The sequence below is a fragment of the Aquipluma nitroreducens genome, from assembly GCF_009689585.1.
In the GTDB taxonomy this organism is placed as follows: Bacteria; Bacteroidota; Bacteroidia; order Bacteroidales; family Prolixibacteraceae; genus Aquipluma; species Aquipluma nitroreducens.
In genome coordinates, this window is sequence record NZ_AP018694.1 from 1,348,514 (window position 1) to 1,364,156 (window position 15,643).

Here is a 15,643-nt window from a genome sequence, read left to right on the forward strand (position 1 = left end):
AGTGGTTTAAAAAATCATTTTTTCGATAGGAATGACCAAAATGCCAGTAGCCCCGGCACTTTTAAGTTTGCCGATTATTTCCCAAAAATCTTTTTCATCGATTACAGAATGAACCGAGCTCCAGCCTTCTTCTGCCAATGGCATCACGGTTGGACTTTTCATTCCGGGAAGATACGATTCGATTTCAGCCAATTTATCGTTTGGCGCATTCAGCAAAATGTATTTTTTCTTTTCGGCACGCTGAACAGATTCCATACGAAAGATCAATTCGTTCAGAATATTTTGTTTCGCTTCTGAAAGATTAGGGTTTGCAATTAAAACTGCTTCCGATTTTATAACCACTTCAACTTCTTTCAAACGGTTGCTTACCAAAGTGCTTCCTGAACTTACAATGTCGAAAATAGCATCGGCCAATCCGATTCCGGGAGCAATTTCGACAGAACCGTTGATCACATGGATTTCGGCAGTTATATTTTTTTCAGTAAAGAAACCTTTCAGAATTTCAGGATATGAAGTAGCAATCTTTTTGCCGTTGAAATACTCAACTCCATTGTAAACATCATCCTTTGGAATAGCCAAAGAAAGTCTGCATTTACTGAATCCGAGGCGTTTTGCAACAACCACATTTTCCTTCTTTTCGAGCATTTCATTTTCACCAACGACACCAATATCGGCAACTCCCATTGCAACAGCCTGCGGAATATCATCGTCGCGCAGGAATAACGCTTCCATCGGGAAATTGGTAGCAGTCGAGATTAGCTTCCGGGAACTAAGGGGAAGTTTAATTCCTGCTTCATCAATCAACCGTATCGAGTCTTCGTTGAGCCTTCCTTTGGTTTGTACGGCAATTTTTAAAAGTCCTTCCATTTCGTATTTTAGTTTAAACAAAAAAGGCCTACCATATTGGTAAGCCTTCTTATTGGGTTAATATCTTTTTGAAAAACATCAAAACAATTACTGCCTACCTAATGATAGAATCACATGATGATGGCCGTAATGTTTGATCGCTTTGCTCATTTCATTATTTTAACTGGTGCAATTATAATTATAATCTGATAGGAAAACAAGTTTTTTAATTGCAGTTTTTCTGAGTTTACTTTTAATTAATATTAAATGTTGACAAAACTAAAATATCAGAGATTCGGATTAGTAACAAAAATCTTTTCAATTTATAACTGAAAAGATTTTTGAAGTTACTATTTTCGGAAACCTTACAGCAATACAAAATGAATTTGTATGTTTGTACAATCGATTGCAAAAACTAAACTTAAATAAATCTAATATGAAAAAAACACTTTCTCTTGTACTTGCATTTGTGCTTGTTGGCATGTCAGTTTTCTCAAAAAATCAGGCCGATAAATGTTTTAAGCCTAAAGAAATAAAAAAAGCAATGATTAAAGCCGCTATGTGGCAATTTGCTAACCCGAAACACGAATTGTGGGACTGGACCAATGGCGCTTTTTACGCTGGGGTTTCTGCAGCATATCAAACTACTGGCGACACCAAACTGCTGGATGCCATGAACAAAATGGGCGAAGCTAACCACTGGAAACCCGGACCACGTCTTCAACATGCCGATGATATCGCGATTTGCCAGACCTATATTGATATGTTCCGCATCAAAAAAGACAGGTCAATGATCCAGCCATTTATTGAAAACATGGATAAATTTCTGGTAACACCATTCCCTGTTAAAGGAATTGAAAAAATTACATGGTGGTGGTGCGACGCGCTCTTTATGGCACCACCTGCCTTAGTTAAATTATCGATGACAACCGGCGACAAAAAATACATGGAGAAAAGCGATGAGTTGTTCCACGAGACTTACAACCTGCTTTACGATAAAGAAGAGCATCTTTTTGCCCGGGATTTAGGCTATGTAATTAAGGGTGATGCTTCGGATCGCCACGAAGCCAATGGGAAAAAGATATTTTGGTCGAGAGGAAATGGTTGGGTGATGGGCGGATTAGCTTTACTCCTGAACGAACTCCCCAAAGACTACAAAGAACGTTCGTTTTACGAACAAGTGTACAAAGAAATGGCTGAAAAAGTCGCCAGCCTTCAACAAGAAGACGGGCTTTGGAGAGCCAGCTTACTTGACCCTGCCTCATACCCAGGTGGTGAAGCCAGTGGCTCCGGATTTTACACTTTTGCTCTTGCGTGGGGAATCAATAATGGATTGTTGAGTAAGGATAAATATCTTCAGGTAGTACAGAAAGCATGGAAAGGAATGAATTCACTTATCCAATCTGATGGGCACGTAGGTTGGTGTCAGCCAATTGGTGCTGATCCCAAAAAGAATTTCTCGGCTGACAGTTGGGAGGTTTATGGTACCGGAGCTTTCCTTTTAGCCGGGAGTGAAGTTATAAAACTGAAGAAATAAACTTCAAAATCAATCAGGAAGTTAATAAATGTGAAATGATTGAAATATTCATCTTTTTTATGAATGAATATTTTATGAAATGATAAAAAATATAGTTTCTTTGCAATAAACATGAAAGTAAACGTCATTCAGACGCTTATTTGATTGTAAGTATTGATCCGATAATAAAAGGGTCGTAAACTTCTAAAAGGAATAAAATATGACTGATAACTTTCTTAATAGAGAAAGCAAAATCATAAAAATGCGTGATTAGCTATGTGAATAGCTAGGTTTTTATTGACCAATTATTGTTTGATTGGTTGATCTTGTTTGTGGTATGAAAAGCCGGCCAGAGGGTCGGCTTTTTACTTATATTGACCTTATCAAATTAGAGATAAATAGAAATAAAAAAAACCGCCTTTTGAGCGGTTTTCATATTTTATTATCCAAGATACGTTTTAAGCAATTTACTTCTTGAAGTGTGACGTAACCGTCGAATCGCCTTTTCTTTAATCTGTCGAACACGTTCGCGTGTTAATCCAAAACGTTCTCCAATTTCTTCGAGAGTCATTTCCTGACATCCAATTCCAAAAAACATCCGGATGATGTCACTTTCGCGTTCGGTAAGTGTAGCTAAAGCCCGTTCAATCTCTTTGGCCAATGATTCCATCATTAATGCTTTGTCGGCATTTGGAGAATCATTGTTGATCAGAACATCCAGAAGGCTGTTATCCTCACCTTCAACAAAAGGAGCATCTACAGAAATGTGACGGCCTGAAACACGAAGGGTATCGGCAACTTTATCCGCAGGCAATTCCAAGGCATCAGCAAGCTCTTCAGGAGACGGCTTGCGCTCATTTTCCTGTTCAAATTTCGAGAAAGCTTTATTGATCTTATTCAACGAGCCAACCTGATTCAATGGCAACCTGACAATTCTCGACTGCTCAGCTAAAGCTTGCAGAATGGATTGACGAATCCACCATACAGCATAGGAGATAAACTTGAAACCTCTGGTTTCATCAAACTTTTCAGCAGCTTTAATCAATCCCAGATTACCCTCATTAATAAGGTCGGGTAAACTTAACCCTTGATTCTGGTACTGTTTGGCCACAGAAACAACGAAACGCAGATTGGCTCGTGTTAATTTCTCAAGTGCCGCCTGATCACCCTTTTTAATCCGTTGCGCCAACTCCACTTCTTCCTCAACGGTAATAAGTTCTTCTTTACCAATTTCTTGTAAATACTTATCTAAGGAAGCACTCTCACGGTTAGTGATCGATTTTGTAATCTTTAATTGTCTCATATACCCTTCAAAAAAATAGCGTGCAAATATAGGCTTTTGAGGTCAATAATTCAAATGGTTTTTTTTGTTCGGTTATTGTTTACAATTTCATAACCAATAGCTTTGTTTTATTTAAAGTCATTCCCAAAAACATAGTAAGCGACTTCTCCATTTGGATATATTCCTTCAACTAATATTCCACCCCTTGAATTTTTAATAATACGTTTTAAATCCTCAACTTCAGAAACAGCTGTTTTGTTCACTTGTGTTATGATAAAACCCTTTTTAATTCCGGCATCTTTAAATTTACCACTCCCAAGTTCAGAGATTTTAACCCCATAACGAATTCCCAGTTCCTCTTTGTCGCGGTCAGAAACTGCATCAAATTTCGCACCAAAAATATTATCCGGATTGCTATCACCTTTCACAATATCTGTATCTCCGTGCTTGTTACGGAGCGTTACGTTAAATTGTTTCTTTTTATTGTCCCTTTTTATTTCAACTACTACTTTATCTCCAGGACGATGCTTACTTATTTGTTCCTGAAGTTCTGCTGTAGAATTTACATTCACATTATCGACACTGATAATGACATCGTTATCTTTTATTCCAGCAATCTCGGCAGCTCCACCCGGTATTACCCTACCAATAAAAACTCCTTCAATTTTGTCTAAATTATATTTTTTGGCTACGTCGGCATTGACATCGCCAATATTTACATTTAATAATGCTCGTTGAACGTCGCCATATTGCTTTAAGTCGGCCACCACTTTCTGAACAATATTAGATGGAATTGCAAAAGAATAACCACTATAAGATCCTGTTTGCGAGGCAATAGCAGTATTAATTCCAACAAGCTCACCATGCGTATTTACCAATGCTCCACCACTATTCCCTGGATTCACTGCGGCATCAGTCTGAATAAACGACTCAATTCGCATCTGATCTGGATTTATTCCAATATCCCTGCTTTTGGCACTTACAATCCCAGCGGTTACTGTTGAAGTCAGATTAAACGGATTTCCTACAGCTAAAACCCACTCACCTAACTTAAGATTATCAGAGTTGCTAAATTTAAGTGTTACCAAGTTGGAAGCCTCAATTTTAATCAATGCAACGTCGGTTGATGGATCAGCACCAATCAACTTAGCTTTAAATTCACGCTTATCGTTTAAAACTACTGAGATTTCATCCGCATCGTCGATCACATGATTATTTGTTACAATGTATCCATCTGGTGAAATGATTACACCAGAGCCAGCACCCTGCCTTATCGGCATTTGTTGAGAACGAGAACTACCATCACCGAAAAAATAATCGAAAATATTATTTGAGGAATACGAACCACCCTTTTGAGTAACTTTTATATGAACAACGGCATGAACTGAATTTTCAGCAGCGAAAGTTAAATCAGGCAATTCGCTCCCATTGGTGGTTGGCAAACTAGCATATCGCATTGACTGTTCCTGTTGTACCGTCAATACTTTTGGATCATCGAAATAACGTGTATAGGCCCATAAAGCAACAAATCCGCCAACTAGTGCCACCAACAATGTAAATAATCCGGTTTTCAAATTTTTCATCTCTTTTACGTTTTGTTGTTAGAAATTTCTGACTTTTTTATTTTGGATACTAAAGATAACGCATTGCGAGTACATGTGTTTTACCAATTTCAATTCATTTAAATTGTTTAACAGATTTTAACAACGCGCTATATATTTATGGAGAATCGAAAAATAGATAGGATATTAATAGCCAATCCACTTAAATCAACAAATCTATTTAAACACAATTGCTTGCCAGAAGATCAATTCTGTATATATTTACAACCACCAAAAACTATATGAAGGATGCTTGGTCTGTTTTTTAAAAAATTAGCAATCTCCTCTAACATTTCAACATACCTCAGCCGTACGCTAATCATAATTACCGTTGCTACAACAGTGATTATCGGAGGAGTTATGATTTTTCAGCAAACCCTTTACTTTAATAAAATAAGCAAACAAAAGAATACCGAATATATTGAAAATCAGAAAATTTACATCAAAGAAATTGTAAATAACGAATTTGAATACATCAGGATTCAAAACGAGTTTTTCAAAAAGAATATCAATAATAAGGTTAAGCGAAATGTTAACCAAGCTTATAATACTGCAGAATCGATTTATCAAAAATACGTTGGAAAAAAATCAGAAGAAGAGATAAAAGCCCTTATCGTTGCTACAATTTCATCTCTTCGGTTTGATATGGAATATGAGGAGGTATTTATTTCCACCATGGACGGAACTGGTGTCTATTATCCAAGAAAACCTGAATTTACCGACAAAGATATGCGCCTGTTTAGAGACTCTAACGGGTCAACTGTTATCCGTAATGAGATAAATCTTTTGAACTTAAAGGATGAGGGATTTGTGGAATATGACATCAAACCTAAAAACGATGAAGTTACTGCCCACCTAAAGAAAATAACATTTGTCAAAAAATTCAAGCATTTCAACTGGTACTTTGGTTCGAAGCAGTATCTCAACGACTATTTCCCTAAATTCATAGAAGAAATCGCACAAAAGATTAGTTCTGTCCGTTTCAGACATGGTGGATATATTTTCATGAATAACATGAATGGCACTCCCATTGTTATGGATGGATCCGTTTATAAAGGCAATTTGAATATGCTTACAAATCCTGGTGATCCTCGTCATCAGACATTTATTCAGCAACTTGATGTAGCAAAAAAGAATCTGGAAGGTGGATATTTCTATTATAAATGGAATAAGATAAACGAAACAAGTTTTTCCGAAAAATGCTCTTTCGTTCGTTCTTTTAATGATTATAATTGGTTAATTGGCGCCGGCTTCTATCTTGATGAAATTGACAAAAGTATAATACAGCAACAAGAATTACTTCATAAGGATCAGCGAAATAGCATCATTATAATATTAATCATATTTTTTATACTCTTATTTTTTGAAGTACTAATTATCTATCACTTCAATTCAAAATACAAGTCTGATTTTGAACGATTCTTTAATTTTTTCTTTTCGTTGCAAACAAACTTTAATCAAATAAAAACCGCTGACCTTTATTTCGACGAGTTTAAGCGTGCAGGATTGGCAGCAAACGAAATGGTATTGTCGCGAAAAGAAATTGAAAATCGGCTTATTGAAGAACAGAAAAAAGCTACCGAATCTGATCGGTTAAAATCAGCATTCTTAGCTAATATGTCGCACGAAATAAGAACGCCTATGAATGCCATTCTTGGCTTCTCTGAATTATTGGAAGATGAAAGTCAGGATGAACTGGACAAGGTTCTATTCGTTAAACTAATCAGAAAAAACGGCGAAATATTATTGAATTTGATAAACGACATTATTGATATTTCGAAGATCGAAGCCAATTTATTATCAATCCGGAAGAAGCCTCTAAATCTGAACAAATTTTTAAATGAAGTAAGTAATCATTACATAGAAACGATTGCTACCAGAAATGATAGAAAGATTAGATTCTTGACAATTAACAATATTGAACCGAATCAAATCATCATAACTGATGAGATCAGACTTCGTCAAATACTAGACAACTTGATTGGAAATGCAATTAAATTCACCCCTGAAGGTTCGATTACTCTAAACGTAAAAAAGGAAGGAGAAGCTATATATTATAGTGTTTCTGACACTGGGATAGGAATTCCAGCTGATCAACAATCCACCATCTTCGAACGGTTTATGCAGGCCGAACATGACCAGGGAGTAAACTTTGGAGGAACCGGCCTTGGATTGGCGATATCAAAGAATCTGATCGAACTACTTGGAGGAAATCTGCATGTAGATTCAAAAGCCGGGGAAGGATCTATCTTCTATTTTCAACTACCCATCGACTAACGTTTCGGAACTTCAAACCATTTGTTAACGGTTTCCTCAGGTTTGTAATTCTGAATATAATCCATTGCTTCAGCGGCATTTTTGGCTATAAAATAAAGCTTGCGGTAACTTTCCTTAGCGAATTTTTCTTCATACGATTTTTCAAACTGACGAAACAGATCATCGTAGAAACCGTTGGTATTGATAAAGACAATGGCTTTATGGTGATAACCCAATTGTTTTAGTGTTATTACTTCAAGAATCTCTTCCAAGGTGCCAAATCCACCAGCCAATGCAATAAAAGAATCAGCAAGTTGGCGCATCCGCTCCTTTCGCTCCATCATGTCTCCTGATACAATTATTTCGTGTGCATGAACAGAAGCCAGATTAAAATCCCGAAGCTTTTCCGGAATAATACCAATCGTCTTTGCTCCATGTTTTCCGGCTTCACGGGTGATAACATCCATTGTTCCTACATTCGATCCACCATTGATCAAACAATAGCCCGATTGGCCAATAAGACGAGCCAAATCAATGGCATCATTCACATACACATCAGCAATGGCATTACTGGACGAAGAAAAGACACAAATATTCATAGTTAAGGAAAGAAATTGAAAAGAGTCATTAGTCATTTGAAAGTTTTCCCAATGACCAATGACTCTTTTCTATGTTTTTTTAAACGTCGATGTTTGCGTACACGGCATGATCTTCAATAAACTGGCGCCGTGGCGGAACCTCATCGCCCATCAGCATACTGAAAATATGATCCGCCTCAGCAGCATTCTCAATGGTTACCTGACGCAAAGTCCGAAATTCAGGATTCATTGTAGTTGTCCACAACTGTTCGGCGTTCATTTCTCCAAGACCTTTATAGCGCTGTACATGTATTCCGGCTTCTTTTCCTTCACCCCATTCTTCAATTAAACGAAGGCGTTGTTGTTCGGTCCAGCAGTATTCTTCGCGCTTTCCTTTCTTTACTAAATAAAGTGGAGGAGTTGCAATATAAACGTGACCACGTTGTATCAGTTCTTGCATGAAACGGAAAAAGAAAGTCATAATCAAAGTGGCGATATGGCTACCATCCACGTCGGCATCGGTCATAATTACAACCTTATGATATCTCAGCTTTTCAAGATTAATCGCCAATGTATCGTCATCAGTTCCGATGGTAATTCCCAGCGCAGTATATATATTCCTGATTTCTTCGCTATCATACACCCGATGTGCCATTGCTTTCTCCACATTCAGAATCTTTCCGCGGAGAGGCAAAATGGCCTGAAAATGTCGGTTACGTCCCTGCTTGGCTGTACCCCCTGCTGAGTCTCCTTCGACCAAAAACAATTCGCAAAGTGAAGCATCTTTTTCGGAGCAGTCGGCAAGTTTACCTGGCAACCCAGCTCCTGAAAGAACATTCTTGCGCTGAACCAATTCCCTTGCTTTTCGGGCTGCATGACGAGCCTGTGCGGCAAGGATAACTTTATTTACGATTGCACGTGCTGACCGTGGATTTTCTTCCAGATAATTGGCCAGCATTTCACTCACAGCCTGATCGACTGGCAAACTAATTTCGGAGTTTCCCAATTTTGTTTTGGTCTGTCCTTCAAACTGAGGTTCAGCAACTTTTACAGAAACCACAGCAGTTAATCCTTCACGAAAGTCGTCACCATTGATCTCGAATTTCATTTTGGCAAGCATCCCGCTGTTTTCGGCATAAGCTTTCAACGTACGCGTTAATCCGCGACGGAATCCCGTTAGGTGCGTTCCACCTTCAATAGTATTGATATTGTTTACGTACGAATGAATATTTTCGGTAAACGAAGTATTGTAATGAAGAGCTATTTCGACTGGAACACCAGCTTTCTCAGCTGTAATGTGGATGGTTTCTTCAATGAGGCGCTCGCGGGTATTGTCCAGATACTCAACAAACTCTTTTAATCCTTCTTTTGAGTAAAACTCATCGTGTTTATACTGACTTTTTTCATCACCATCAATCTTCACACGTTTATCTGTGATGTTTAGTTGCAATCCCGCATTCAGGAATGCCAACTCGCGCATACGGGCAGCGATGATTTCAAATTTATATTCTGTAACCAGAAAGATAGAATCATCGGGTTTAAACGTAACTGTAGTTCCGGTACGATCCGTTTCGCCAACTTCTTTCACACTGTACAAAGGTTTTCCCTTGCTGTATTCCTGTTGCCAGATTTTGCCATCGCGGTGAACCTGAACTGTTAAGTGAATAGAAAGTGCATTTACGCACGAAACCCCTACTCCATGCAAACCTCCGGAAACCTTGTAACTTCCTTTGTCAAATTTTCCACCGGCGTGCAAAACAGTCATTACCACTTCGAGCGCCGAACGATTTTCTTTGGTATGAAGTTCGGTTGGGATACCACGACCATCATCAACTACCGTTATCGAATTGTCTTCATTAATGAAAACATCAATATTTTTACAATATCCAGCTAAAGCCTCATCAATTGAGTTGTCAACGACTTCATATACCAGGTGGTGCAAGCCTTTTTCGTTCACATCGCCAATGTACATGGCCGGACGTTTCCGAACTGCCTCTAAACCTTCGAGTACCTGAATACTATCGGCATCATAACCACCATTATCATTCTGGATTCCCCAATCCTGGGTTTCTTCAATTTCTCTCATCGATCAAAATATTTAATTATCCCACATTTAATACCCATTTAGCCCTAAAATGATGAACTAAACCCAGTTACAGAGAACAAATCTTTCTCTGTTTTTTTCGAAAGTTGCCGGATTGGGTAATAAAACCAGATATTTGATTTTCAATAAATTCTTCACAATAAATTACCTTCAACAACTAAGCTGCAAATATAGTAAAAATGTACTTAAATCCGAAGGCAAAAGAGGGTTACAAAACGTTAAACTTTTTAACATTTAATAAACATTTTAATTTCTGAAAATCAACAAATTACAATAATATTAATCGTTTGCAAAAGGGATTTTGAAATGACATAAAAACAAGAACTATCGCTAGAACGAATAGCTAATTCCGGCCATCCAATTTAATCCTTTATTGGTGTAGCCAAGCCATTGCTCGTATTTCTGAAAACCAAAATTATTGAGCTTTGCAAAGAAGTTCAGCTTTGGAGAAAATTGGTATTCGGCACCAACGTTTAGGTCAATAATTGGGTCCAATTGAATTTCATTGTCAGAAATAATTGCCGATGAAAAGAGCGATAAATTTGAAAAATCACGAATAAGAGCTGACCGACTCCCTATCACAAATATATCTGTAGTGAATTTCAATTGTTCCATAGGCTTATAAATGCCCGAAATTGTAATATCAAAATTGGGCATTTGCCATGCTTTTTGTTGCGTCTTTAGATCATAAGAATAGTAGTTTCCCAACAAATGAACCGAAAAGTTATCGGAAACTGAATGCATGACTTCAGCGGAGAGTCTCAATATGTTGACATCATCATAAACCCAGTCGAATGTATTATTGAGTCTCCTGTATGTTGAGGATTGATTATAAATTTGAGATCCTTGAGTGATGTAAAAATGCTGCTTCTCGATTGCCGACCAGGAAGCTTCGGCCACATAATTGGTTTTTGAGGTTAATTTACCTTTAAATCCTCCTGAAACGATGTATTTATAATTGGTATTGGCCACGTCATGGTAAGGATCTGCATACGGATTTTCGGCTGCAATGGAAGAATAGGTATTGTGTTGCAAATGCCCATCAACACCCGCAAACAAGGTCAGAACTTGCGGAACTGGCGACCATTCGGCCTTTACTTTTGGCCAAATCTTAAAATCTGCATCTGTATCAATATCTAGTATCATTGCCGTATTCAAACCAAGTTGCAGACTAGCGTTTTCGGTCGACCACATGACTGACGGATTTGCCCGAAGTATGGTTTGCTGCTTTTTACCAAATTCGCTGTAAAATCGATTCATGATACTGTCGGCTTTATAAACAGTTAGTGAGGCTGAAAGAAGGCCTAACGCATTGTCAATGTTTTTACTGACATCGCCCGACAAAACCACCTCATGTTCGGTCTGTCCGGTTTTGCTTATGAAATAGTGATATTTAGCCCCAAAATCGTAGTTCAACTCGGCGGTTGAAAGGGTTTCGCTTTTCAAATGGACGGTTGCGCTACCCTTCGAGAAATACTGTTTATCCTGATAATGCGGTATCATTTCCTCTTTCAACGCGTCCGACAACCGATCTCCTGCATATCCGTAATACGTAAATGCTTTACGGTCGAAAGCCAGGCTTCCGGATAAAGTTGATTTCCGGAAAAACTTTTTACCAAATATTTCAGCCGTATTTTCCGATTCGGGAGCTTTAACCAAATCTTCGTTCAGAAGTTTAACTTTTCCGGAAGAAGAAAGATGACTGAAATGCATTCCAAAATTCGATTTTTTTGTAGGTTGAGCATTAAAAAATAACTCACCATATGGAGTCAGGTAATTTCCAAAACCCAATTTTAGCAATCCCAAACCCATTGGTTCCTTTGGATCGCCAACCATTTTTGCTGCCGCCACCGGAGTAGGATCGAAAGTTGAGAAAACAGGTTTACTGAAAATTGAATAATCGAAAGTAGGAGCTTCTGTTTGTTCCGGTTTGATTTGTGGAATATCGTTGATTTTTTGCGCATCCAAAATGCTGGGTTGATAAGCTTTCACAACTTCAACTTCCTGTTTCAGCTTCAACGAATCTTTTTGCGCCATTGCATTACCGGCTCCCATTAACAAACCCAATGCCAACAGGCTTACGGCTAAATATTGTTGCTTTTTCATGTTTTAATTTTTCAGCCCCACCCAAACCCTCCCCCAAAGGGAGGGCTTGGCGCAGTGCAAGTTTTAAAGGTGTTTTTTCAAAGAATAATTTTCAAATCTTCAAGCCTAAACTCCCTCTCCTTTGGAGAGGGCTGGGGAGAGGCTTTCTATCTGTTTTATTTTATTTCTTTCCTCCGGAAATATTGATTTCGAGCGGCTTGCTCTGGTTCTTGGTTTGACTGGCTTCATCTGCTTCAATCACCTGTAATTTTTGGCGTGTTGCTTCGAGAATTCCATCTTCTTTCTCCGGATAGTTTTCTTCGATACTTTTTAGCGTGTGTTTTGCCTGAAATTCATCGCCATTTTTCAGGTAAATATCCGAAAGCAACAGAAAGCTTTTGGCCAGCCAGAATTGATGAGGCGAATTTTTATCGATGAAATCCATAATCTCTTTTTCTGACTCTTTCAACTTCTGCTTTTCAAACAATATTTCAGCAACTAAAAACTTCGATTCAGCGCCTTCAGCAGAATTGGTATCAGTCGATAGTTTACTTAAAATCGGAAAGGCTTTGTCGGCATTTCCGGAGTTATAGTATGATAATCCCAGCTTGTAATTGGTTTCACGCTTCAAAATATCCGAAACTTTTTCGAGAGCTAAAATCTGATTGGCAGTCGTGATGCAGTCCGGATATTTAGCTAGATTGAACTGACAGCGCATAATTCCGGTCAGCGCATCGGGTAAATTATTTCCTGAATTTGAGATTTTGGCCAGCCGTTCGAAATACGCAAGCGCTTGCACGTAATTCTGGTCATTATAATGTAGCCCGGCAGCTTTCGAAAGAGCTCCTTCAGTGAAATAGTTATCGGGTTGAGCAATTACCATCTCATATTCTGCCAATGCTTTATCAAATTCACCATCGGCATAAAGCAATTGAGCCAGGTAGAAATGCGAATTCAATACAAAACCTCCATTGGGAAATTGATTGAGGTACCGTTCGAATTGCGCCCTGGCTTTTTTATCCCCAGCCATATATAACTTTTCGGCTGCCTGGTACGATAACGAATCCTGCTCATTTACTGAAACCTGAACGCCATTGCCTAGTTTATTGGTATAAGCAAAGTACGAGTCAACATCGTTCATCTCAACGTAGCTATTTTTCATTCCGGCTAAAGCCGACTGTGTTTCGGGACTATTTGGCGATTGGTCGACCACCTGTTTGTAATAATTTACTGCGCCCTTGAAATCGTTAGCATTGTACGAAACCAATCCGAGTTGAACCAAAGCTTTGTTCTGCAAATTGCTCTGCGGATATTTTGTGATTAATTGTTTGTAATAAGTCGTGGCCATTTGCGGCTGATTGATGCGCTCGTAGGTGCGTCCAAGTTCAAATAGAGCATCATCCTGATAGGAAGAATTCGGATAGATTTGTATCAACGAATTCAAAGCATTGATTTTACCCTGATTATCTCGCTGCAAACCCAGACAGAAAGCTTTCTGATAAAGCGAATAATCCGCATCGTACACATTCAACCTCAATGCTTTGTCGTAATTCGAAATAGCCTGACTATAATCACGATTTAGGAAATTGCAATCGCCCAAACGATTATTGGCATCGGCCACTTTTTCGCTTCGCAAATCATCTTCCAGATTCAGGTATTTCCTGAAATAATCACTGGCGGCGGAATAATCCTTCACCTGAAAATAGGCATAGGCCAAATTATAATGTGCCGTTTTATATTCAGGAAGTACAATCGCACCCGGCGATTTCATAAATGCATTATAACCCGTGATCGCCTTATTGAAATCGTTTAACCGAAACAAGGCCTCAGCTTTCCAGAAAAGGGCAAGTGAATGGTAATTTTTATTGAAATCGCCAGCATCGATCGATTTATTGAAGTTTTCCAATGCCCCATTGTAATCCAGGTTATTGAAGCATTCCAGCGCCCTGTAATATGCAACCCGTTGATAGGCCTTTTTTACCGACTGATTTTTCACCTTGATGTTTTCGATGGAAGCCATCGCATCACGGTAATTGCTGGTACTCATGTAAACTTTAACCAGGTAATCGTAGGCCACATCGTTTCGCTCAGCATTCGGGTACGAAGTAATGTACTTATCGAATGCCTTGATGGTCTCGTTAAACGGTGAATACGACAATTCGTAGGTAATTTTGGCATAATTAAACAGCGCATCTTCTTTGATCTTTGGATCAAAATCGAGTTCTGAAGCGGCTTCAAAAGCCTGTCGTGCTTTGTTTTTATCGTTGGTTGTCACATAACAATCAGCCAAATGGTAATAGGCATTTTGAGCCAGTTCATCTTTTCCTTTGCAGGCAATCTCAAGATACGGAATTGCCTTTGCTTCCTGACTATTCAGGTAATAGCAATAGCCAAGCATGTAATTTTCTTCGCGTCCTTTGTTATTTTTATCCGAAAGGTAAAATTCCAAAAACTGAATGGCATTTTTAAATTCGCGCAAATGGAAATACGAATCACCCAAAAGACGTGCGAGTTCTAGTTGTTGATCAGCAGGCACTTTGTTAATCAACGGAGCGGTATAATCAACCACCTCACGGTATTTAGCCTGTTTATAATAAATCTGGCTGATGTAAAACGGTATCACTTTCTCGAAAACCGGATTCTTTTTCAGCTTCAGAAATTCTTGAAGAGCTGTTTCGTAATTCCCCTTCAGGTAATGAATATGTCCAAAGTAATATTGTGATGGAGCTGCGTAAAGCGAGTTTCCGTCTTTAATTTCAGAAAAAGCAGTCAACGCGGCATCGAATTTTTCTTTTTCGAAATTGGCATACCCTTTCATGTAATAGAAATGGGCCAGTTCATCTTTCGAAATTTCCGATTTATCAATACTTTCAAGGGTTTTCAAAACTGCCGGATATTTCTTTTTGTCGAATTGGTAAATAGCCTGTTCGAACAATGCCCTATTTCGGAACGAACTTTCAGGAAACTCTTTTAAAAATTCAGCAATTTGTTCTTCAGCATTTCCGTTGTCGAGTTTCAGTCCACATAAAGCTTTGTAAAACATAGCTTCGGCCCGGACATCAGAATTTTCTCCGGACGATGATGCTATCTGATCAAACTGATTAATAGCAGAAACGTAATTTCGGGCTAAATACAATTCTTTTGCCTCTTGTATTTTCTGACTGACTGACTGATAATAGACCGTTTGCTGGGCTGTTATCAAAATTGGTGAGTATGCCAGCAGAAACAGAATGAATACGAATCGGGTTGTCTTCATGGGTTATCTGATTATTTATTCAGGTTCGGGGGATACACAAATTGTACCATCTTTTATAATGACAAAGATTACGATAAAAAGTTGCTTCGGTAAAATTAAGTATTCCTATTTTCACTTTT

Annotated in this window: 9 protein-coding genes; 2 read left to right on the forward strand and 7 right to left on the reverse strand. The window is 38.4% G+C overall.

Annotation, left to right across the window (positions count from 1 at the left end):
- Positions 1–6: 6 nt before the first annotated feature.
- A complete protein-coding gene (gene hisG, locus AQPE_RS05740) occupies positions 7–867 on the reverse strand; it encodes an ATP phosphoribosyltransferase (RefSeq protein WP_318350094.1) in 861 nt (286 codons plus the stop codon).
- 415 nt (positions 868–1,282) lie between these two features.
- Here hisG and AQPE_RS05745 point away from each other — a divergent pair, with 415 nt between their 5' ends.
- Complete coding sequence (locus AQPE_RS05745) at positions 1,283–2,383, forward strand: glycoside hydrolase family 88/105 protein (protein WP_318350095.1); 1,101 nt, start codon at positions 1,283–1,285, stop codon at positions 2,381–2,383.
- 421 nt (positions 2,384–2,804) lie between these two features.
- On the opposite strand, the gene AQPE_RS05750 is transcribed toward AQPE_RS05745, so the two are convergent.
- On the reverse strand, positions 2,805–3,665 hold the full coding sequence (locus AQPE_RS05750) for a sigma-70 family RNA polymerase sigma factor (RefSeq protein ID WP_318350096.1): 861 nt from the start codon (positions 3,663–3,665) through the stop codon (positions 2,805–2,807).
- 107 nt (positions 3,666–3,772) lie between these two features.
- Positions 3,773–5,227, reverse strand: coding sequence for a Do family serine endopeptidase (locus tag AQPE_RS05755; protein WP_318350097.1), 1,455 nt, complete (start codon positions 5,225–5,227; stop codon positions 3,773–3,775).
- 267 nt (positions 5,228–5,494) lie between these two features.
- Here AQPE_RS05755 and AQPE_RS05760 point away from each other — a divergent pair, with 267 nt between their 5' ends.
- A complete protein-coding gene (locus AQPE_RS05760) occupies positions 5,495–7,522 on the forward strand; it encodes a cache domain-containing protein (RefSeq protein WP_318350098.1) in 2,028 nt (675 codons plus the stop codon).
- On the opposite strand, the gene AQPE_RS05765 is transcribed toward AQPE_RS05760, so the two are convergent.
- The 4 genes from AQPE_RS05765 to AQPE_RS05780 form a co-directional block, all read right to left on the reverse strand.
- Entirely contained in the window at positions 7,519–8,100 is a 582-nt protein-coding gene (locus AQPE_RS05765; RefSeq protein ID WP_318350099.1) for an LOG family protein, read from the reverse strand. The genes AQPE_RS05760 and AQPE_RS05765 overlap by 4 nt on opposite strands.
- 79 nt (positions 8,101–8,179) lie before the next feature.
- Entirely contained in the window at positions 8,180–10,165 is a 1,986-nt protein-coding gene (gene gyrB / locus AQPE_RS05770; RefSeq protein WP_318350100.1) for a DNA topoisomerase (ATP-hydrolyzing) subunit B, read from the reverse strand.
- 348 nt (positions 10,166–10,513) lie between these two features.
- On the reverse strand, positions 10,514–12,289 hold the full coding sequence (locus AQPE_RS05775; RefSeq protein WP_318350101.1) for a hypothetical protein: 1,776 nt from the start codon (positions 12,287–12,289) through the stop codon (positions 10,514–10,516).
- 160 nt (positions 12,290–12,449) lie between these two features.
- Positions 12,450–15,524, reverse strand: a complete 3,075-nt coding sequence (locus AQPE_RS05780; RefSeq protein WP_318350102.1) for a tetratricopeptide repeat protein — start codon at positions 15,522–15,524, stop codon at positions 12,450–12,452.
- Positions 15,525–15,643 lie beyond the last annotated feature (119 nt).